Below are 21467 nucleotides of genomic sequence, written 5' to 3'. Positions count from 1 at the left end.
GAAATGTGGGAGCTGGCTTGCCTGCGATAGCAATCGCCCAGGCGCTGCAGGACCTAAGGCTTACCCTTGACGGTCACCCACCACGTCGTGTGCTGCTCGATCTGCACCGGCAAAGTCGGCAACAGCGCATTTAATGCCAACGTGGTGTCATGCAGCGGGAAACTGCCGGTGATGCGCAGGTCGGCCACGTTGTTATCCACCCCCAGGTAGCCGGTGCGATAGCGCGCCAACTCCTCGATCACATCCCCCAGCCGAGCGTTGTCCACTACCAGCATGCCGCGCGTCCAGGCATCGGTGGCCGGGGTGACGGCCAGCAACGGGCCAAGGCCGTCGCTGCGCATCAGCACCTGCTGGCCCGCCTTGAACACCTGTTCGTGGTGCAACGCCTCGGGCTGGGCGGCCACGGCTGACTGCAACACACTCAGGCGCGTAGCGTCGTCTTCGCGCTTGACGATAAACCGAGTACCCAGCGCCCGCAGGCTGCCGTCGCGGGTTTGCACGTAGAAAGGGCGTGAATCGTCGTGGCCGGTTTCGACGAGAATTTCGCCTGCCTGCAACACGATCAAGCGGCGTGTTTCGTCGAAGCGCACATCAATGGCGCTGTGGGTGTTGAGGTTGATCCGCGTGCCGTCCGCCAGCTTCAGCGTGCGCTGTTCACCGGTGGCGGTGCGCTGGTCGGCCAGCCAATAGTGAATAGGCACGTAACGCTCACCGGCAAACAGCGCCAGGCCGCACACCAGCACGATACTGGCCAAGCCCCGGCCCAGTTTGCGCACGCGCTGGCGAATGCCGTGGCGCGACTGCAGCAGCGCCGCCCGAGCCGGGCCCGAGGCCACACTGAAACGCTGGTCGAGCATGCCCAACTGGCGCCAGGCGCGGGCGTGTTCCTCATCACTGGCCAGCCACTTGCTGAACTCTTCCTGTTCCACCGCGCTGCCGTCGCCCGAGTCGAGGGACAGCTGCCAGGCAATCGCGGCATCCAGCACGCGCGACGACACCGGTTTGGAGCCGATCGCGGTCACGACGGCTCGCCATACAGTGCGATGTAGCACTGGCGAATGCCCTGGGCCAGGTATTGGCGCACGCGGGGCACCGACACGCCCAGGCGCTGGGCGATTTCGGCATGGCCCAGGCCGTCGAGGCGGTTATAGAGGAACGCGGCGCGGGCCTTGCTCGACAGTTTGCCGAGCAGGCGGTCGATGGCCTTGAGGTCTTCGAGGATCAGTTGCTGGGCTTCCGGCGAAGGCTGTTCGCTTTCCGGGATCAGCATCAATTCGGTGAGGTAGGCCTGTTCCAGGGCCGCACGTCGGAAATAGTCGAACAGCAAACCCTTGGCGATGGCCACCAGGAACGCCCGCGGTTCGCGGGGCTCGCGCAACTCGTCACGGCCCAGCAGGCGCATGAAGGTGTCCTGGCTCAGGTCTTCGGCGCGGCTTGGGCACCCCACGTTGCGTCGCAGCCAAGCCAACAGCCAGCCACGGTGGTCGCGATATAACGCACCAACAAGCTCACTGCGTGGGGTCTGGACCGACGACAAGGCATCACCGAATAAACAAGAGGTTTAAACTAACGAGAATTATTCGCGATTGTGTCAGAGGCGTAGGGTGGGCGCAATTGGCGTCTGTCGGGTGATCGTTCCCACGCTCGGCGTGGGAATGCATCCCGCGATGCTCCGCGTCGGGCGCGAAGCGTTAAAGGGAAGGGGACTGTTTGCGTCGTTTCCATTGGGCCAAACGCTCATTCAGCGCCTGGGGCGTATCGATCTGTTGCTGCCGCGCCCGGCTGAACAGGATCAACATCAGCTCCGCCGTCGCCAGTGCATCGGCGCTGGCATGGTGGCGTTCGCCAGCCTGTAGCCTGAAGTGGTTGAGCCAATCATCCAGCCCGGCCTTGCGGATATGCGCCTCAGGGCACAACAGCGGAGCCAGGTCTGCCACATCCAGGAATGGATGGGCCAGGCGATACCCCAGGCTGTCCTTGAGCGCCCGGCACAGCATGTGTTGATCAAACGGCGCATGAAAAGCCAGCAGAGGGCTGTCGCCCACGAACGCCATGAAATCCAGCAACGCCTCGGCCGGGTCGCTGCCGGCGGCAATTGCACTGGGCCCCAGCCCGTGGATCAGCACACTGGGGCTGAGCTTGGTGTCGGTGCGCTGCAGGGTGCGTTCGAACAGTTGGGAGAAATCCACCGCACCGTCTTCGATGACCACGGCGCCGATGGACAGCACCTGGTCGCGGTGAAGGTTCAGGCCGCTGGTTTCCAGGTCCACCACTACCCAGCGCTGGCTGCGCAATGGGCCGTTGCCCAGTTCGGCGGGCTTGGGTAACTGCTCCAGGCGCTGCTGTTGCGCGGGGTTGAGCCCGGGCTTTTTGGCGCGCAGCCAGCCAAACAAACTCACAGCTGATACCGCAAGCTCAGGCTGCTTTGCAGGCGTTGGGCCTGGCGCAGGGACTCACGCAGGATGCGCCGGTCCAGGTGGTTGAGGCTGTCGGGGTCGACGCGGTTGGAATAGGGCAAGTTCTCGCGGGTCTGCAATTGGTGCTGCTGCATGCGGGTCTGCTGGATAAAGTGGTAGGCCTCTTCATAGGCGGCGCCATCCAGGGGTTCGATCACGGCCTTGTCCACCAACTGGCGCAGGCGTTCCAGGGTGTTGTTGGCGTGGATGCCATTGGCCAGGGCCAACAGGCGCGCGCCATCTACAAAAGGCGTAAGGCCCTGCACCTTGAGGTCGAGGGTGGCCTTTTCGCCATTTTTGCGGGTCAGCACGAACTCGCGAAAACGCCCTACCGGCGGGCGTCGTAGTAGCGCGTTTTCGGCCAGCATGCGTTGGAACAAGCGGTTATCCGCCACCTGATCGAGAATGCCCTGGCGCAGTTGCTCGCAACCGCGCTCTTCGCCCCACACCACGCGCAAGTCAAAATAGATGCTTGAGCCCAGCAGGTTTTCCGGCGTCGCCTCACGAATGAACGCGCCGAAGCGCCGCGCCCACTCCACGCGGGACAAGCACAGCTCGGGGTTGCCGGCCATGATATTGCCCTTGCACAGGCTGAAGCCGCACAGCGCCAGGCTTTGGTTGATGTGCTGCGCCAGCGGTAGCAAGCGCTCACGCCTTTCGGCGGCTTCGACGGCGTCCTTGGCCTCGAACAGGATGCCGTTGTCCTGGTCGGTGTACAGCGTTTGTTCGCGGCGGCCTTCGCTGCCAAAACACAGCCAACTGAAGGGCACGCCGGGGTCGCCTTTTTCCGCGAGGGTCAGCTCGATCACCCGGCACACGGTGTGGTCGTTGAGCAGCGTAATGATATGGGTGATCTGGGTGGATGAGGCGCCATGGGCGAGCATGCGCTCTACCAACTGGCCGATTTCACCGCGAATCGCCACCAGGTTTTCCACCCGGGGCGCGTTGCGGATGGTGCGGGCCAGGTGCACCAGGTCCACACGCTGCAAGGAAAACAAGTCACGCTCGGAGACCACGCCACACAGGCGCTGGTCTTGCACCAGACACACATGGGCGATATGCCGTTCGGTCATGGCGATGGCCGCGTCGAACGCGCTGTGCTCCGGGCTCAAGTAAAACGGCGCCTGGGTCATGTGCCCGGCAATGCTCTGGCTGAAGTCGCTGGTGCCATCGGCGACCACCTGGCGCAGATCGCGCAGGGTGAAGATGCCCAGGGGCGCTTTGTGTTCGTTGACGATCACAATGCTGCCGACTTGCTGTTCGTGCATCAAGGTCACCGCTTCGCGCAACGCTGTGTGCGGGCTGCAGGTGACCGGGTGGCGCATGGCCAATTCACCCAGGCGGGTATTCAAGGAATATTGGGTGCCGAGGGTTTCCACGGCTTTTTGCTGTACCTGCTGGTTGACCTGGTCGAGCAGGCTGCTGACCCCGCGCAAGGCGAAATCACGAAACGGGCTGGACAGCGCGAACAGCTTGATAAAGGCCGGTTTGTTCAATTGCAGGCAGAAGGTGTCTTCAGCGGCTTTGTGTTCTGTACGGGTCGCGCGCTCACCCAGCAAGGCGGCGAGGGGGAAGCATTCGCCGGTGGCGATTTCAAAGGTGGTGTCTGCCGAGTCTGGCCGCTCACCCACGACCCGCCCCTGCTTGACGATATAAAAGTGCTCGACCGGGCCGCCCGACGGTTTGAGGATGCTGTCGCCGGGGCCGTAGAAACGCAGTTGGCACTGTTCCACCAGGAAAGCCAGGTGCGCCTGTTCCATCTGGTTGAACGGCGGGAAGCGTTGCAGGAATTGCAGGGTGCCGTGGATGTTCTGCAACACAGCGGTTTTACCCGCCTGTGCGAATGCATCAGCTTTACTCATAACAGTGACCGCAGTGTTTTTGTCGTTATCGTGCTGCATGGTCGACTCCTGCGCAGTGGGTGCCCATTGGACGTAAGTCTAGGTCGAGGAATACCGCGCAAAACTAGGGAAAAACCTTACATGACAATCGTCCAAAACCCGTAGAAAGCCCACTAGGCAAACTTTCCGACGAAGTGCACATTGTTCGCCCTTCCGCAGATGTCTGACGAGTGTGCTGGGAGATTGATGAGAACTGCTGAGAAACGTATGTCCGACCACGATATTTTGAGTGATGCCGAGCGCGAGGCGCTGAGCGCCGTGATGCTGGAGCCCGATTTACCCCCCCAACGCGTTTTGATCGTGGACGACGACAAGGACGCGCGTGAATTGCTGGCGGAAATCCTTGGGCTCGATGGTATTCGCTGCATGACTGCCGAAAGTGGCGAGGCTGCGTGGGATTTGTTGAAGACGAGCAGTTCCATCGGTTTGCTGATCACCGACCTGCGCATGGCGCCCAGCAATGGCCTGGAATTGATCCGCCAGGTGCGTGAGTCCACCCGTGCGGCGTTGCCGATCATCATCATGTCTGGAGACGCGGAAGCGCCGGATGTGATTGATGCGATGCATTTGAGCGTGGTGGATTTCTTGCTCAAGCCGATTGATAGCGTGAAGTTGGCGAAGTTGGTAAAGCGGGAGTTGGGGATGGTGCCCTGAGTGTGGGGTGACTGGCCTGGCCTCTTCGCGGGCAAGCCCGGCTCCCACATTTGAAATGCATCCCCCTGTGGGAGCTGGCTTGCCTGCGATTCAGGCAACGCGGTCTAACTGACACACCTGATAAAAAAGCCCCGATCTTTCGATCAGGGCTTTTTCCATTACAGGCCGTTCTTGGCCTTGAACTCCCGACGCCTGCGATGCAACACCGGCTCGGTATAGCCATTGGGCTGCTTGGTCCCTTCAATCACCAACTCCACCGCTGCCTGGAACGCGATGTTGCTGTCGAAGTCCGGAGCCAGTGGGCGGTACAACGCATCCCCGGCATTTTGACGGTCCACCACCGGCGCCATGCGCTTGAGGCTGTCCATCACTTGAGCTTCGTTGACGATGCCGTGGCGCAGCCAGTTGGCGATGTGCTGGCTGGAAATGCGCAGGGTGGCGCGGTCTTCCATCAGGCCGACATCGTTGATGTCCGGCACCTTGGAGCAGCCCACACCCTGGTCGATCCAACGCACCACATAGCCGAGGATGCCCTGGGCGTTGTTGTCCAGTTCGTTGCGGATCTCTTCTTCGGACCAATCGGTGTTGCTGGCCAGAGGAATGGTGAGGATATCGTCCACCGAAGCGCGCTCGCGCTTGGCCAGTTCGGCCTGGCGGGCAAACACATCAACCTTGTGGTAGTGCAACGCATGCAGGGCCGCAGCGGTCGGCGACGGTACCCAGGCGGTGTTGGCACCGGCCAACGGATGGGCGATTTTCTGCTCAAGCATCAAAGCCATCAGGTCGGGCATGGCCCACATGCCTTTACCGATCTGTGCACGACCTTGCAGGCCGGTGCTCAGGCCGATATCGACGTTCCAGTTCTCATAGGCGCCGATCCATTTTTCCGCCTTCATGGCCGCCTTGCGCACCATCGCGCCGGCTTCCATGGAGGTGTGGATTTCATCGCCGGTACGGTCGAGGAAACCGGTGTTGATAAACACCACACGCTCGCTGGCCGCCTTGATGCAGGCCTTGAGGTTGACCGTGGTGCGGCGCTCCTCGTCCATGATCCCGACCTTGAGGGTATTGCGCGCCAGGTTCAGCACTTCTTCGATGCGACCGAACAGTTCGTTGGTGAACGCGGCTTCTTCCGGGCCGTGCATCTTCGGTTTCACGATGTACACAGAACCGGTACGGCTGTTCTTGCGGGTGTTGTTGCCGTTGAGGCTGTGGATCGCCGCCAGGCTGGTGATCAGGCCGTCGAGGATGCCTTCGGGTACTTCGTTGCCGTCTTTATCGAGGATCGCGTCGATGGTCATCAAGTGGCCAACGTTGCGCACGAACAACAGCGAACGGCCGTGCAGGGTCACGTCGCTGCCATCCACGCCGGTGTAGACGCGGTCAGGGTTCATGGTGCGGGTGAAGGTCTGGCCGCCCTTGGCCACTTCTTCGGCCAGGTCGCCCTTCATCAGGCCGAGCCAGTTGCGGTAGATCACCACTTTGTCATCGGCGTCGACGGCGGCCACAGAGTCTTCGCAGTCCATGATGGTGGTCAGCGCGGCTTCCATCAGCACGTCTTTGACGCCTGCGGCGTCCGTTTGGCCGACTGGGGTGCTGGCGTCGATCTGGATTTCGAAGTGCAGGCCATTGTGCTTGAGCAGGATCGCAATCGGCTCGGCCGCAGGGCCCTGGAAACCGATCAACTGGGCATCGTCACGCAGGCCGCTGTTGCTGCCGCCTTTGAGGCTGACGATCAGCTTGCCATCGACGATTTTGTAGCCGGTGGAATCGACATGGCTGCCGGCGCTGAGCGGTGCGGCCTCGTCGAGGAAAGCGCGGGCGAAGGCAATGACCTTGTCGCCACGCACTTTGTTATAGCCCTTGCCCTTCTCGGCGCCGTTGGCTTCGCTGATGGCGTCGGTGCCATAGAGCGCGTCGTACAGCGAGCCCCAGCGCGCATTCGAGGCATTGAGGGCGAAGCGGGCGTTCATCACCGGCACGACCAGCTGTGGGCCGGCCATGCGTGCGATCTCATCATCGACGTTTTGGGTCGAGGCCTCAAAGTCTGCGGCTTCTGGCAACAGGTAGCCGATGTCTTGCAGGAAGGCTTTGTAGGCCACCGGGTCATGGGCCTGGCCGGCGTGGGTCTGGTGCCAGGTATCGATCCGCGCCTGGAAGTCGTCGCGTTTGGCGAGTAGGGCTTTGTTCTTCGGGGCCAGGTCATGGATGACCTTGTCGGCACCGGCCCAGAACTGGTCGGCAGTGATGCCGGTACCGGGAATGGCTTCGTTGTTCACGAAGTCGAACAGGACTTTGGCGACCTGCAGGCCACCGACTTGAACGTGTTCAGTCATTGCTTGCCTCACTCTGCGGAGCTTATGCGCTTTATCAGATTTTCATTATGTAGTGCACGGTTGGGCATACTACATGATGACTTGCGGTTGTGAAAATTAGACTAAATACGTCGTTTAGCGACCCACTTTGGTCGTACGGTCACAGCGGAGAACCAGATGTTCTCAAAAAACTATTGGATTGTTCCAGATAAATATAAAAATGGTACACGATTTGTCTGGGGGAGCTGGCTTGCCTGCGATGGACGTTGACGATCACGCGTCCCTTCTGGATAAACGCGGCATGTCTATAATCGAGGATCAACCAACCGAGGGACTGCGCCATGGACCATCTTGTACTCACTATTATCGCCGCCGACAAACCCGGCCTGGTTGAACGCATCGCGCAGAACATTGCCAGTCATGGTGGTAACTGGCTGGAAAGCCGCATGGCGCACATGGCCGGGCAGTTTGCCGGGATCCTGCGGGTGAGCGTGCCGAGCGAGCAGCGCCAGGCATTGGTGGGGGCATTGGAGGATTTATCCACCCATGGCATTCGCGTGTTGGTGGGTGAGGGCAGCAGCGGCCAGGCATCGGCGTCCAAGCCGATCCTGATGACCCTGGTGGGCAATGACCGCTCGGGCATCGTGCGTGAGATCACCGCGCTGCTGAGCCAGCAGGGCGTCAACCTGGAACGCCTGAGCACCGATGTGCGCCCGGCGCCCATGAGCGGTGATCCGCTGTTCAACGCCGAGGCGTTGTTGCAAGTGCCGGCCACGCTATCGCTGGAAACCCTGCAAGAGGCTTTGGAAACCTTGGCCGATGACTTGATGGTGGAGTTGCGTCAGGAGGAATAACGATCCGCAAGGTTATGCAGGGAAATCTTGCATGGGCCTGTGGATAACCTGTAGAGACCCGACGCCAGGCCACGTCCGCCGGCCTTCTGCGCAAGTTGAGCAAAAAACGAGCAGTTTCAAGGGCTTGTGCACAAATGGCGGGGATCAGGTTGTGGATAACCTTGGGGTCGAACGCTACAAGCCACGAAAGCCGTGGCTTGTAGAGGTTTGTACGTTATTTGATCAGCGTTTACGCACGGTCAGCCAGGCATCCAGGCTGTACACCACCAACCCGGCCCAGATAAAGGCGAAGGCGATCAGCGTGCTCGGCGCCAGGTGTTCACCGAACAACAGCACGGCTTCGAGCAACACCAGCGTCGGCGCCACATACTGCAAAAAGCCCAGGGCGGTGTAGGGCAAATGCCGTGCAGCGGCGTTGAAGCACACTAGGGGAATCAGCGTCACCGGGCCTGCGGCCACCAGCCACCAGGCCTCTGAGGTGCTCCAGAACGCCAGTTGCGCGCTGTGGGCGGTCGGGTTGAACAACAACCAGGCGACGGCAATGGGTACCAGCATCCAGGTTTCCACCACCAGCCCTGGCAGCGCCTTGACCGGCGCCTGCTTGCGGATCAAACCGTAGAAGCCGAACGTCAGCGCCAGCGCCAGCGACACCCACGGCAGGCTACCGACTTGCCACACCTGCTGCGCCACACCTATCGCTGCCAACCCCACCGCTACCCATTGCAAACGGCGCAAGCGCTCGCCGAGGATCAGCATGCCCAGCAGCACATTCACCAGCGGGTTGATGTAGTAACCCAGGCTCGCTTCAAGCATGCGCCCGGTGTTCACCGACCACACATAGGTCAGCCAGTTAGCGGCGATCAACGAACCGCTGAGGGCCAGGATCGCCAGGCGCTTGGGGTTGTCGCGCAGTTCGCGAAACCAGCCGGGATGTTTCCACACCATCAGCAACAGCCCACCGAACAGGGCCGACCACAACACGCGGTGCACGATGATCTCGGCGGCGGGCACGCTGGCGATGGCTTTGAAGTAGAGCGGGAACAGACCCCAGATGACATAGGCGCTCAGGCCCAGGATGTACCCCTTGCGGGGGTTGGCGGCTTGCATTGCAGAATCCTTGCTCAGGCAGCTAACAAAGCGCAATTGTAAGGATATTTGTCAGACAACGCTCGTTCCCACGCTCTGCGTGGTAACGCCGCCTTGGACGCTCTGCGTCTGCTCTTAAATCGTGACGCGGAGCGTCACAGGATGCGCGCCCACGCAGAGCGTGGGGGCGAGCATGGACAGCCAGCTCCCACAGGAGGCAGGGCCAGGTCAGAAGAGCTTCAGCGGTTCTTCATTGAGCGCCGACAGTTGCTCGCGCAACGCCAGCACCTGGTCACCCCAATACCGTTCGCTGCCAAACCACGGAAAGCTATGGGGAAACGCCGGGTCGTCCCAGCGTCGTGCGAGCCAGGCACTGTAGTGCATCAAGCGCAGGGCGCGCAGCGGCTCGATCAGCGCCAGTTCGCGCGGGTCGAAGTCGTGGAATTCCTGATAGCCGTCCATCAGCTCCGAGAGCTGGCCGAGGCATTCCTGGCGGTCACCAGCCAGCATCATCCACAGGTCTTGCACCGCTGGGCCCATGCGGCAGTCATCCAGGTCGACGATATGGAACATCTCGTCGCGGCACATCATGTTGCCGGGGTGGCAGTCACCGTGCATACGGATGTTCTTGTGCGGCGTGGCCTTGTAAACCTCTTCCACACGCTTGAGCAAGTCGCGGGCCACGGACTCGTAGGCCGGCAACAGGCTTTTGGGAATGAAGTTGCCTTCAAGCAAGGTGGTGAGGGAGTCGTGACCGAAATTCTTCACCCCCAGGGCTTCGCGGTGTTCGAACGGGCGGGTGGAGCCCACCGCGTGCAAACGCCCCAGCAGTTGCCCGAGCCGGTAAAGCTGATCGAGGTTGCCTGGCTCCGGCGCCCGGCCGCCACGGCGGGGGAACAGGGTGAAGCGGAAACCTGCATGTTCGAACAGGCTCTCGCCGTTGTGGACCAAGGGGGCGACCACCGGTACATCGCACTCGGCCAGTTCGAAGGTGAAGCGGTGTTCTTCGAGGATCGCCTCGTTGGTCCAGCGCTGGGGGCGATAGAACTTGGCGATCAGCGGTTCGGCGTCTTCGATGCCCACTTGGTACACGCGGTTTTCGTAGCTGTTGAGCGCCAGAACCCGCGCGTCGCTGAGGAAACCGATGCTTTCGACGGCGTCGAGCACCAGGTCTGGGGTGAGTGTTTCAAACGGGTGGGCCATGCGAACTCCTGCGCGCAGCAGGGCGCCGCGTCCGGCCGGGTATGGTAACAGCATAGATAGCCGGTGGCTGTGCGGACGCCTTCGCAGGCAAGCCAGCGCCCACACTGGCATGTATTTACACATCGAAATGTGGGTGCTGGCTTGCCTGCGATAGCGGTCTATCAGGCGCCTACGATCCCGCCATCATCCCGCCGAATCGCCATCACCGAAGACCGGGGTTTGCCATTGGGCAGGTGTTCCGGCCAGGTCGAACCACCGGTTTCCCCTGGGTGCTGAATGCCCACGAACAAGGTTTTCTGGTCCGGCGAAAAGCTGATCCCCGTCACTTCACACGCCACCGGCCCCACCATGAAGCGACGGATTTCACCCGTGCTCGGGTCGGCGCACAGCATCTGGTTATTGCCCATGCCCGCAAAGTCGCCGGCGTTGCTGTAGTCGCCATCGGTCAGGATCCACAGGCGCCCGGCTTTGTCGAAGCCCAGGCCGTCGGGGCTGTTGAACATGTTTTGCGGGTTGATGTTGGACGAGCCGCCCTTGGGGTTGCCGGCATGTACGCCGGGGTTGCCGGCCACCACGAACAGGTCCCAGGTGAAGTCCGTGGCACCGTGGTTATCGGCTTCGGCTTTCCAGCGCAGGATCTGGCCGTAGACGTTTTTCTCCCGTGGGTTGGGGCCGCCCACCGGCTGGCCCTCTTCGCCGCGCTTGGCGTTGTTGGTCAGGGTGCAATAGACCTGGCCATCGGTAGGGCTGACCACGATCCATTCCGGGCGGTCCATGCGTGTGGCTTTCACCACGCTGGCGGCCAGGCGCGCATGAATCAGCACCTCGGCCTGGTTAGCGAAACCGCTGCTGGCGTCAATGCCGTTTTTGCCATGGGTGAGTTCGACCCACTGGCCTTTGCCCTTGGGATGGTCGGCGTTGCCGTCGCCCGCGTCGAAGATCGCCACGTACAAGGTGCCGTGGTCGAGCAGGTCTTTGTTGGCCTTCGGGTTGTTGTGGTTGATCTGATCGCGGCTGATGAACTTGTAGATGAATTCACCGCGTTCATCGTCGCCCATGTACACCACGGCGCGGCCGTCACGGGTTTCGGCGAGGGCCGCGTTCTCGTGCTTGAAGCGGCCCAAGGCCGTGCGTTTTACCGGGGTGGATTGCGGATCGAACGGGTCGATTTCCACCACCCAACCATGGCGATTGAGTTCGTTGGGGTTCTTGGCCATATCAAAGCGCGGGTCGTGCTGATGCCAGTTGATGTCCTTGCTGGCGGCCACCACGCCGTAGCGCTTCTGCCCTGCGTCGAAGGTTTGCTGCGGGTTGCTGCTGCCGAAGCAGTCGGTGAAGTTTTCTTCGCAGGTCAGGTAGGTGCCCCACGGCGTCTTGCCGTTGGCGCAGTTCTGGAACGTGCCGAGGACTTTTTTGCCGCTCTTGTCGGCGGTGGTTTTCAGCCAGTCATGGCCGGCGGCAGGGCCACTCAAACGGATCGGCGAATTGCCGTGGATGCGCCGGTTGTAGCGTGAATCCTGGACGAATTGCCAGGTGTCGCCCTTGCGGCGTACTTCGATCACCGACACGCCTTCGCTGGCCAGGGCCTTGCGCACGTCTTCGGCCGATTGTGGCGCGCCGCCGTGGGCGTAGAGGTAGCGATAGTTGGTGTATTCGTTGTTGATCGCCATCAGCGCGCGGTTGTCGTCACCGGGGAATGGAAACAGGCTCATGCCGTCGTTGTTGTCGCCGAACTGTTGTTCCTGAGCCTTGGCGGTGCCATGGCCGGACGGGTCGAAAGCCGGGGCGTTCTTGTGCAGGGGCTGGCCCCAACTGATCAACACCGAAGCACTGTAGCCCGGTGGCAGGGTGATGGTGTCGCTGGTGGCGGCGGCGATGCTGGTGAACCCCAGCAGCGGGCTGGCGGAAGCGGCATTCACGGCCAGGGCGCTGCGGCTCAGCAGGTTACCGCCGAGGAACATCGCAGCGCCGCACAGGGCGCCTGCGCCGATAAAGCGACGGCGGGTCAGGCCCACCATCTGTTCAAGGTCGGTGGCTTGGTTTTCTTCTAATAGGCTCATCACAGGCTCCTTAAGGTTTTTGCAAACACCTTAAGCAGCGCTTGTGACCGAATTGTTGCAGCTTGAAGACGCGCGCCCGTTACACCGGGGTGCCAAGCAATACATGGCTGGGTGCAAACTGCACGCGGATCGGCTGGCCTTGCGCTGCATCAATGGCCTTGAGCGCGACGGGCGGCGCCAGCGCGCACAACACTTGGCCGTTGGGCAGGGCAATACGCACCTCGCTGGGGCCGTCTTCGGCGGCGAGAATGGTCTCGATCCTGCCTTCCAGGCAATTGTGTCCAAGTGTTTCAGCTTGCCCGTCCACCAGTAATTCAAGCCACCCGGCCTTGATCAGGGCCACTACTTCCACGCCGGTCTGCAGTTCCAGGCGCAGGGTGCTGTCGTGGGTGATCTGTGCGTCGAGGTGCAGGCCGCCGGCCAATTGCAGGCGGATCATGTCGTTGTGGCCATGGCTCTCTATGGTACTGACCTGGCCGTGCAATTGGTTGCGCGCGCTGGTGCGCAGCATCAAGCGGCCCAGCAGGTTGAAGTCGCTGGCCGCTTCGTCCGAGCCAAGGATCTCGGCCTGAAGCAGTTGCAGGCGCTGATAAAGGCGCAGGACCCGTTCCCCTTCCTGCGTCAGTTTGGCGCCGCCACCGCCCTTGCCACCGACGCTGCGTTGCACCAGCGGTTTTTGCGCCAGGTTGTTCAGCTCATCAATGGCGTCCCAGGCGGCCTTGTAACTCAACCCGGCACTCTTGGCCGCACGGGTGATGGAGCCCTGCTCGGCGATATGCCCCAGCAAGGCAATACGCTGGGGGCGGCGGATGATGTGTTGGCTGAGAGGGCTGGGCACAGACATGGCAGATACGCTTGGGTGAGATGCGCCGACGTTGCCGCGCTGGCGCAGGGGAGTCAAGTCAGCTGCCGGGTTTGGGCGTACGGGCCAGGCAATACACGTCCACCTGGCGCGCGCCGGCGTTTATCAACAAGCGCGCCAGGCTGTGGGCGGTGGCGCCGGTGGTGAGGACGTCGTCTACCAGCGCCAGATGTTGCCCGGCAACCTGAATGCCGGGGGCCAGTGCGAAGGCGTTGAGCAGGTTGCGTTTGCGGGTCTTGGCATCGAGGTCTTGCTGCGCCACGGTTTCATGGGGGCGCAACAGCGCATGCTCATCAAAGGGAATGTCGAGGGCGTGACTGAGCCAGCGGGCCAGCATCAACGCTTGATTAAAGCCGCGTTCGCGCAGGCGTTTGCGCGCCATGGGCACCGGTAGCAGGCAGTCGGGGCGCTCCAGTTCGGCGTTATCGAAGCGATGCTGCAAGTGCTGCCCCAGCAGACGCGCCAGCAAGTGCCCCAGCGGCCAACGCGCCTGATGCTTGAAGCGGCTGATCAGGGTGTCCACGGGAAAACTGTAGGTCCATGGCGCGACCACCTGATGAAAGGCCGGAGGCTGTTTTTGGCACTGGCCGCAGATCAACCCATCCATGGGCAAGGGCAGTGCGCAGCGCTCGCATTGTTCCATCAGCCATGGCAATTCTGTTTCGCAGGCGTTGCACACGGCCTCGGCCGAGTCGGTGCACTCATCGCAAATCAAACAGGTCTGTATGCTTTTTAACCAGATGTAAACTTGGTGTTTGTGCTCAGGTTGACAGTGCATGAATCTTCCTTAAATATGCCGAGCATCCGTGTCGTGCCTGTGGATATTGCCCTTCCCACAGCGCTTGCCAAAGCATAATCAAGGAATCGCCCATGAGCGCCAGCACCTCTGCCACCCTGCGTCACGATTGGTCTTTAGCTGAAGTCAAAGCCCTGTTCGTGCAGCCCTTCAACGACCTGTTGTTCCAGGCGCAGACCGTGCACCGCGCGCATTTCGACGCCAACCGCGTGCAGGTCTCGACCCTGCTGTCGATCAAGACCGGCGCCTGCCCGGAAGATTGCAAATATTGTCCGCAGTCGGGCCACTACAACACTGGCCTGGAAAAAGAGAAGTTGATGGAGGTGCAGAAGGTCCTCGAGGAGGCCGCTCGTGCCAAGGCCATCGGTTCGACGCGTTTCTGCATGGGTGCGGCATGGAAACATCCGTCGGCCAAAGACATGCCCTACGTGCTGGAAATGGTCAAAGGCGTGAAGGCCATGGGCCTGGAAACCTGCATGACCCTCGGACGCCTCGACCAGGACCAGACCGAAGCGCTGGCCCAGGCCGGCCTTGACTACTACAACCACAACCTCGACACCTCGCCGGAGTTCTACGGCTCGATCATCACCACCCGCACCTACAGCGAGCGCCTGCAAACCCTGGCCTATGTGCGTGATTCGGGGATGAAGATCTGCTCGGGCGGTATCCTCGGCATGGGCGAGTCCCTCGACGACCGTGCCAACTTGCTGATCCAACTGGCCAACCTGCCGGAGCATCCGGAATCGGTGCCGATCAACATGCTGGTGAAGGTAGCGGGTACGCCGTTGGAAAACGCCGATGACATCGACCCCTTCGATTTCATCCGCATGCTGGCGGTGGCGCGCATCCTGATGCCGCAGTCCCATGTGCGCCTGTCGGCCGGCCGCGAAGCCATGAACGAGCAGATGCAGGCCCTGGCGTTTTTTGCCGGCGCCAACTCGATCTTCTACGGCGACAAACTGCTGACCACCGCTAACCCCCAGGCTGACAAGGACATGCAACTGTTCGCACGCCTGGGCATCCTGCCCGAAGCCCGTGAAGAGCATGCCGATGAAGTGCACCAGGCGGCGATCGAGCAGGCGTTGGTGGAGCAAAAGAGCAGCGAGCAGTTCTACAACGCTGTGGTGTAACCACCTTTGGAATGCATTCCAGCTCCTCCAGTGGATTGAGTTGAACCTGTTAAATCGAGGCCAGCATGTCTTTCGATCTCGCCGCGCGCCTCGCTGTTCGCCGTGCCGACCATCTTTACCGCCAGCGCCCCTTGCTGCAGAGCCCCCAAGGCCCGCATGTGGTGGTGGACGGGCAACCGTTGTTGGCCTTCTGCAATAACGATTACCTGGGCCTTGCCAATCACCCGCAAGTGATCGAAGCCTGGCGCGCCGGTGCGTCCCGCTGGGGCGTGGGCGGTGGCGCTTCGCATTTGGTGGTGGGCCACGCCACCCCGCACCATGAGCTGGAAGAAGCTCTGGCTGACTTGACCGGTCGCCCGCGTGCCTTGCTGTTCACCACCGGCTACATGGTCAACCTCGGCGCGGTCACGGCGCTGGTGGGGCAGGGCGATACGGTATTGGAAGACCGGCTTAACCACGCGTCCTTGCTGGATGCTGGTTTGCTGTCCGGTGCGCGTTTCAACCGCTACCTGCATAACGACGCAGGCAGCCTGGCCAAGCGCCTGGAGAAAGCCACCGGCAATACCTTGGTGGTCACCGACGGTGTGTTCAGCATGGACGGCGACCTTGCCGACCTGCCCGCGCTGGCCCGTGAAACCCGGGCCAAAGGGGCCTGGCTGATGGTGGATGACGCCCATGGCTTCGGCCCGCTGGGCGCCAACGGCGGCGGCATCGTCGAGCATTTCGGCTTGAGCCAGGACGACGTGCCCGTGCTGGTTGGCACCTTGGGCAAAGCGTTCGGCACCGCCGGGGCCTTCGTGGCCGGCAGTGAGGACTTGATCGAGAGCCTGATCCAATTCGCCCGCCCGTATATCTACACCACCAGCCAACCACCGGCACTGGCCTGCGCCACCCTCAAAAGCCTGGAACTGCTGCGCAGCGAACATTGGCGACGCGAGCACCTCAACGCGTTGATCCGCCAGTTCCGTCATGGCGCCGAGCAGATCGGCCTGGGCTTGATGGACAGCTTTACGCCGATCCAACCGATCCTGATTGGAGACAGCGCCCGGGCACTGCGCCTGTCGCAGATGCTGCGCGAGCGTGGCCTGATGGTGACTGCCATTCGCCCACCGACCGTGCCCGCCGGCAGTGCCCGTCTACGGGTGACATTGACGGCGGCCCACAGCGAGGCGCAGGTGCAGCTATTGTTAGATGGGTTGCAAGCGTGTTTTCGCTTATTAGACGCCTCGGAGCCCGGCCATGCGTAATCGACTGATATTGCTGCCGGGCTGGGGACTGGGTGTGTCCCCGCTAGAACCGTTGGCCGCTGCGCTGCACGGCCTGAACGAGCATTTACAGGTACAGATCGAACCCTTGCCGGCGCTGCAAGCCAGCGAACTCGGTGAGTGGCTCGATGAACTCGATGCGACGCTGCCGGACAATGCCTGGCTCGGGGGCTGGTCGCTGGGCGGCATGCTCGCGTCCGAGTTGGCGGCGCGCCGTGGCGAGCGGTGCTGCGGCTTGCTGACCCTGGCGAGCAACCCGTGTTTCGTCGCCCATGACGGCTGGCCCCATGGGATGCCTGCTGAAACCTTCGATGCATTTCTGGCCGGCTGCCACGCCGACTCCCAGGTCACGCTCAAGCGTTTTGGCCTGTTGTGCGCCAAGGGTGCCGAAGACCCGCGCGGCTTGTCGCGGTTGTTGGTCAGCGGTGCGCCGAATACCTCCCCCAGCGTCTTGATGCCCGGCCTGGAGCTGCTGGCCCAACTGGATACGCGGGCGGCCTTGCAGGCTTTTCGCGGGCCGCAGTTGCACCTGTTTGCCGGCCTGGACGGGTTGGTGCCTGCCGAAGCCGCCAGTGATCTGCTGGCCTTGCTCCCCGATGTAGAAATCGGCCTGATTGAACAGGCCGGTCACGCGTTTCTTCTGGAAGACCCTCACGGAGTGGCCGGGGCTATCCAGGCTTTTTTGCATGAGTGTGTCGATGACTGACCTATCCCACCCGCCCTTGCCTGGGGGCTTGCCGGACAAGCGCCAGGTCGCAGCCTCGTTCTCCCGTGCGGCGGCCAGTTACGACAGCGTGGCCGAGTTGCAGCGTGCGGTCGGGCATGAACTGCTCAGCCGCTTGCCGCACGGCCTGGTGCCCCAGCGTTGGCTGGACATGGGCTGTGGCACGGGTTACTTCAGCCGCGTATTGGGCAAGCGTTTGCCCGGCAGCCAAGGTGTGGCGTTGGACATTGCCGAGGGCATGCTCAACCACGCGCGTCCGCTGGGCGGCGCCGCGCACTTTATAGCCGGTGATGCAGAACGCTTGCCGCTTGCAGCTGACAGCGTTGAGCTGCTCTTCTCCAGCCTCGCGGTACAGTGGTGTGCCCATTTTGATGCGGTGCTCAGCGAAGCCCGGCGCGTGCTGCGACCAGGTGGCGTGCTGGCCTTTGCCAGCCTGTGCGTAGGCACCCTGGATGAGTTGCGCGAGAGTTGGCGGGCGGCGGATGGCCTGGTCCACGTCAATCGCTTCCGCACCTTCGAGGCTTATCAGCAACTGTGTGCGGCCAGTGGTTTGCGCGTGATCAGCCTGGAGCGAAAGCCCCATGTGTTGCATTACCCGGATGTGCGCAGCCTGACCCATGAACTCAAGGCACTGGGCGCCCATAACCTCAACCCAGGCCGCCCGGGAGGGTTGACGGGCCGTGCGCGGATTGTCGCGCTGGTAGAGGCCTACGAGCAGTTCCGCCAGGCCCAGGGCCTGCCCGCCACGTACCAGGTGGTGTATGCCGTACTGGAGAAACCGTTATGAGCGCCGCTTACTTCATCACCGGTACAGACACCGATGTTGGCAAGACCACCATCGCCGCCGGCCTGTTGCATGCGGCCAGGCTTTGCGGCAAAAGCACGGCCGCCGGAAAGCCGGTGGCGTCGGGCTGCCAACTGACGGCCCAGGGCCTGCGCAATGCCGATGCGTTGGCGTTGCTGGCCGAGTGTTCCGTGCCGCTCAGTTATGCCGAGGTCAACCCGGTGGCCTTCGAGCCAGCTATCGCGCCGCATCTGGCAGCGCGCGAGGCGGGCGTCGGGCTCACGGTGCAATCGCTGCTCAAACCGATGCAGCAGATCTTGGCACGGGGCGCGGACTTCACCTTGATCGAAGGGGCAGGCGGTTGGCGCGTGCCCTTGGCCGACCAGGCCAACCTGTCGGACCTGGCCATGGCGCTCAAGCTGCCGGTGATCTTGGTGGTAGGCGTGCGCCTTGGGTGCATCAGCCACGCGTTGCTCACCGCCGAAGCCATCGCACGGGATGGCTTGCCGCTGGCGGGCTGGGTGGCAAATATCATCGACCCCAAGACCTCTCGTCTGGAAGAAAACCTCGCCACCCTGGCTGAGCGCCTGCCCGCGCCTTGCCTGGGGCGAGTGCCTAAACTCAAGCATGCCGGGGCTGCCGCGGTGGCCGAGTACTTGGAGCTGGACCTGCTTGACTGATTTTGGCTATCGCTAAGGCAATATGCCATTAGTGTTTTTGACGGGCCTTTTGCCAGGATGTCTGGTTCAATCGGGCTTCACGATTCTCTAAAGGCAGGCTTACGCCATGGACATCTCTGGAAGCAGCGCGTTTTATTCGGGCCTGAGCACTATTCAGACCGGGCAGAACCGTGTCGACCAGGCGGCCGGCAAGATTGCCAGCGCCGGAACCACCCAGCCATCTGCCGCGCAAAGCGACCGTCTGCAAGCCAATGACCGCGCCCAAGCGTCCAACTCGGCGAGCAACATGGTGGAAATGGCCCAGGGCAAGTTTCAAGTCGAGCTGGGGGCGAAAGTCGCCAAGGCTTCGGACGAAATGCTCGGTACCTTGATCGATACCTACGCTTAACTTCTCTATCGCTTGCCCGCTCCTCTCTGTGGGAGCTGGCTTGCCTGCGATAGCATCAACGCATACTGCCTGATAGATACACCCTGGCGTCTGCATCGCAGGCAAGCCAGCTCCCACAGTCGTTCCGCGACATTCTGCTTTCCTTAAATCATGAGGCATCCCGCCGCAGGCCTCGCCGTGCCTGGCTGACCCGCGTCAAGACAAACGGCATCTGGCCGACGCTTGACAACCCTGGGTGGTAAACGTATGTTTCAAACACCTGTTTGACCGCCATAACAAATCCACGCGGTTGTTCATCCCAGTTACATCAGCAGAGGTTTATCGCTATGCCTGACTACAAGGCCCCCTTGCGTGATATTCGCTTCGTTCGTGACGAACTGCTCGGTTATGAAGCGCACTATCAGAGCCTGCCGGCTTGCCAGGACGCTACCCCGGACATGGTCGACGCCATCCTCGAAGAAGGCGCCAAGTTCTGTGAGCAAGTACTGGCACCGTTGAACCGCGTGGGCGACATCGAAGGGTGTACCTGGAGTGAGTCAGGCGTTAAGACCCCTGCGGGTTTCAAAGAGGCCTACAAACAATTCGTCGAAGGCGGCTGGCCAAGCCTGGCCCACGACGTGGAGCACGGTGGCCAAGGCCTGCCGGAATCCCTGGGCCTGGCTGTGAGTGAAATGGTCGGCGAAGCCAACTGGTCGTGGGGCATGTACCCTGGCCTGTCCCATGGCGCGATGAATACCATTTCCGAGCACGGCACTCCCGAGCAGCAAGACGCTTACCTGACCAAGCTGGTGTCGGGCGAATGGACCGGCACCATGTGCCTGACCGAGCCACACTGCGGCACCGACCTGGGCATGCTGCGCACCAAGGCCGAGCCTCAGGCTGACGGTTCCTACAAAGTCTCCGGTACCAAGATCTTCATCTCGGCCGGTGAACACGACATGGCCGACAACATCGTCCACATCGTACTGGCCCGCCTGCCGGATGCACCGGCTGGCACCAAAGGCATCTCGCTGTTTATCGTGCCCAAGTTCCTGCCCAACGCCGATGGCTCGGTGGGCGAGCGCAACGCGGTCACCTGTGGTTCCCTGGAACACAAGATGGGCATCCACGGCAACGCCACCTGCGTGATGAACTTCGACGCGGCCACCGGTTTCCTGATCGGCCCGGCGAACAAAGGCCTGAACTGCATGTTCACCTTTATGAACACCGCTCGGCTGGGCACCGCGCTGCAAGGCCTGGCTCACGCCGAGATCGGCTTCCAGGGCGGCTTGAAATATGCGCGTGATCGCCTGCAAATGCGCTCCCTGACCGGCCCGAAAGCGCCAGATAAAGCCGCTGACCCGATCATCGTGCACCCTGACGTACGCCGCATGCTGCTGACCATGAAGGCCTTCGCCGAAGGTAACCGTGCGATGGTGTACTTCACTGCCAAGCAAGTGGACATCGTCAAGTACGGTACCGACGACGAAGCCAAGAAACAGGCGGATGCCCTGCTGGCCTTCATGACTCCGATCGCCAAGGCGTTCATGACCGAAGTCGGTTTTGAATCGGCCAACCATGGCGTGCAGATCTACGGTGGCCACGGCTTTATCGCTGAGTGGGGCATGGAGCAGAACGTTCGCGACAGCCGCATTTCGATGCTGTACGAGGGCACCACCGGTATCCAGGCGCTGGACTTGCTCGGCCGTAAAGTGCTGATGACCCAAGGCGAAGCGCTCAAGGGTTTCACCAAGATCGTGCACAAGTTCTGCCAGGCCAACGAAGGCAACGAAGCGGTTAACGAGTTCGTGGCACCGCTGGCGGCACTGAATAAAGAGTGGGGCGAGTTGACCATGAAGGTCGGCATGGCCGCGATGAAAGACCGTGAAGAAGTCGGTGCTGCTTCGGTGGACTACCTGATGTACTCCGGCTACGCCTGCCTGGCGTACTTCTGGGCCGACATGGCACGCCTGGCCGCCGAGAAACTGGCCGCTGGCACCAGCGAAGAGGCGTTCTACACCGCCAAGTTGCAGACTGCGCGCTTCTACTTCCAGCGCATCCTGCCGCGTACCCGCACCCACGTGGCAACCATGCTGTCGGGCGCCAACAACCTGATGGACATGAAAGAAGAAGACTTCGGCCTGGCTTACTAAGCCTTACCGGGTTCTTCTGAAAACCGCCGCCTCCTTCGGGACGCGGCGGTTTTTTTGTACGTGTGTAGGCGCGAGTCTAAAAAACCACAGCAATGCACTCAGGGATTGCGATGAGCTGCCGTTACAGTGATGGCAATGTGATACATGCCCGGTCGGTTGTGCTTAACTGACCGCCTA

Annotated in this window: 19 protein-coding genes; 9 read left to right on the top strand and 10 right to left on the bottom strand. The window is 61.8% G+C overall.

From position 1 onward, the window contains the following. Nucleotides 1-53 precede the first annotated feature (53 nt). The 4 genes from RHM69_RS18530 to RHM69_RS18515 all read right to left on the bottom strand — a co-directional run bounded on the left by RHM69_RS18530 (nucleotide 54) and on the right by RHM69_RS18515 (nucleotide 4318). Nucleotides 54-1022, bottom strand: coding sequence for a FecR domain-containing protein (locus tag RHM69_RS18530; protein ID WP_019817420.1), 969 nt, complete (start codon nucleotides 1020-1022; stop codon nucleotides 54-56). After that, entirely contained in the window at nucleotides 1019-1537 is a 519-nt protein-coding gene (locus RHM69_RS18525; RefSeq protein WP_019817419.1) for an RNA polymerase sigma factor, read from the bottom strand. The genes RHM69_RS18530 and RHM69_RS18525 overlap by 4 nt, the downstream gene beginning before the upstream one ends. Nucleotides 1538-1691: 154 nt before the next feature. Further along, on the bottom strand, nucleotides 1692-2399 hold the full coding sequence (locus RHM69_RS18520; protein ID WP_200600084.1) for a PolC-type DNA polymerase III: 708 nt from the start codon (nucleotides 2397-2399) through the stop codon (nucleotides 1692-1694). Continuing rightward, nucleotides 2396-4318 carry a putative nucleotidyltransferase substrate binding domain-containing protein gene (locus RHM69_RS18515; RefSeq protein ID WP_032902344.1) on the bottom strand — a complete coding sequence of 641 codons (1923 nt, stop codon included), beginning with the start codon at nucleotides 4316-4318 and terminating at the stop codon, nucleotides 2396-2398. The genes RHM69_RS18520 and RHM69_RS18515 overlap by 4 nt, the downstream gene beginning before the upstream one ends. A 246-nt stretch (nucleotides 4319-4564) precedes the next feature. On the opposite strand from RHM69_RS18515, the gene RHM69_RS18510 reads away from it, so the two are divergent. After that, entirely contained in the window at nucleotides 4565-5011 is a 447-nt protein-coding gene (locus RHM69_RS18510) for a response regulator (protein WP_019817416.1), read from the top strand. Between the two features lie 158 nt (nucleotides 5012-5169). Here the strand turns inward: RHM69_RS18510 and RHM69_RS18505 are convergent, their stop codons facing one another. Continuing rightward, complete coding sequence (locus RHM69_RS18505) at nucleotides 5170-7347, bottom strand: malate synthase G (protein ID WP_019817415.1); 2178 nt, start codon at nucleotides 7345-7347, stop codon at nucleotides 5170-5172. A 320-nt stretch (nucleotides 7348-7667) separates the two neighbouring features. Between RHM69_RS18505 and RHM69_RS18500 the strand changes: the two genes are divergently transcribed. Beyond that, nucleotides 7668-8180 carry a glycine cleavage system protein R gene (locus RHM69_RS18500; protein ID WP_003194815.1) on the top strand — a complete coding sequence of 171 codons (513 nt, stop codon included), beginning with the start codon at nucleotides 7668-7670 and terminating at the stop codon, nucleotides 8178-8180. A 222-nt stretch (nucleotides 8181-8402) separates the two neighbouring features. Here the strand turns inward: RHM69_RS18500 and rarD are convergent, their stop codons facing one another. The 5 genes from rarD to RHM69_RS18475 all read right to left on the bottom strand — a co-directional run bounded on the left by rarD (nucleotide 8403) and on the right by RHM69_RS18475 (nucleotide 14169). Next, nucleotides 8403-9287 carry an EamA family transporter RarD gene (gene rarD, locus RHM69_RS18495; protein ID WP_020302157.1) on the bottom strand — a complete coding sequence of 295 codons (885 nt, stop codon included), beginning with the start codon at nucleotides 9285-9287 and terminating at the stop codon, nucleotides 8403-8405. A 207-nt stretch (nucleotides 9288-9494) separates the two neighbouring features. Then, nucleotides 9495-10469, bottom strand: coding sequence for a serine/threonine protein kinase (locus RHM69_RS18490; RefSeq protein WP_003194811.1), 975 nt, complete (start codon nucleotides 10467-10469; stop codon nucleotides 9495-9497). A gap of 161 nt (nucleotides 10470-10630) precedes the next feature. Continuing rightward, complete coding sequence (locus tag RHM69_RS18485) at nucleotides 10631-12529, bottom strand: PhoX family protein (RefSeq protein WP_200600082.1); 1899 nt, start codon at nucleotides 12527-12529, stop codon at nucleotides 10631-10633. A 79-nt stretch (nucleotides 12530-12608) separates the two neighbouring features. Next, nucleotides 12609-13373 (bottom strand): TOBE domain-containing protein, encoded by a 765-nt coding sequence (locus RHM69_RS18480; RefSeq protein WP_069868804.1) that lies wholly within the window; start codon nucleotides 13371-13373, stop codon nucleotides 12609-12611. A gap of 58 nt (nucleotides 13374-13431) precedes the next feature. Continuing rightward, entirely contained in the window at nucleotides 13432-14169 is a 738-nt protein-coding gene (locus tag RHM69_RS18475) for a ComF family protein (protein ID WP_069868802.1), read from the bottom strand. A 92-nt stretch (nucleotides 14170-14261) separates the two neighbouring features. On the opposite strand from RHM69_RS18475, the gene bioB reads away from it, so the two are divergent. From bioB to RHM69_RS18440, 7 genes are all read left to right on the top strand, one after another. After that, entirely contained in the window at nucleotides 14262-15317 is a 1056-nt protein-coding gene (gene bioB / locus RHM69_RS18470) for a biotin synthase BioB (RefSeq protein WP_014720209.1), read from the top strand. A gap of 65 nt (nucleotides 15318-15382) precedes the next feature. Beyond that, nucleotides 15383-16564, top strand: a complete 1182-nt coding sequence (gene bioF, locus RHM69_RS18465) for an 8-amino-7-oxononanoate synthase (RefSeq protein ID WP_200600080.1) — start codon at nucleotides 15383-15385, stop codon at nucleotides 16562-16564. Further along, complete coding sequence (locus RHM69_RS18460) at nucleotides 16557-17288, top strand: alpha/beta fold hydrolase (protein WP_014720207.1); 732 nt, start codon at nucleotides 16557-16559, stop codon at nucleotides 17286-17288. Before bioF ends, RHM69_RS18460 begins: the two co-directional genes overlap by 8 nt. Then, entirely contained in the window at nucleotides 17281-18093 is an 813-nt protein-coding gene (gene bioC, locus RHM69_RS18455) for a malonyl-ACP O-methyltransferase BioC (RefSeq protein ID WP_020302161.1), read from the top strand. The genes RHM69_RS18460 and bioC overlap by 8 nt, the downstream gene beginning before the upstream one ends. After that, nucleotides 18090-18770 (top strand): dethiobiotin synthase, encoded by a 681-nt coding sequence (gene bioD, locus RHM69_RS18450; protein WP_014720205.1) that lies wholly within the window; start codon nucleotides 18090-18092, stop codon nucleotides 18768-18770. Before bioC ends, bioD begins: the two co-directional genes overlap by 4 nt. Nucleotides 18771-18876: 106 nt before the next feature. Then, nucleotides 18877-19158 (top strand): hypothetical protein, encoded by a 282-nt coding sequence (locus RHM69_RS18445; protein ID WP_003194792.1) that lies wholly within the window; start codon nucleotides 18877-18879, stop codon nucleotides 19156-19158. Nucleotides 19159-19484: 326 nt separating this feature from the next. After that, nucleotides 19485-21290, top strand: a complete 1806-nt coding sequence (locus tag RHM69_RS18440; protein WP_003194790.1) for a phenylacyl-CoA dehydrogenase — start codon at nucleotides 19485-19487, stop codon at nucleotides 21288-21290. Nucleotides 21291-21467: the final 177 nt, after the last annotated feature.

The sequence above is a fragment of the Pseudomonas sp. CCI1.1 genome (assembly GCF_034348165.1).
Lineage (GTDB): Bacteria > Pseudomonadota > Gammaproteobacteria > Pseudomonadales > Pseudomonadaceae > Aquipseudomonas > Aquipseudomonas paracarnis.
The sequence above is the reverse complement of the archived record's forward strand: the minus strand, read 5'-3'. Positions and strand labels throughout refer to the sequence as shown.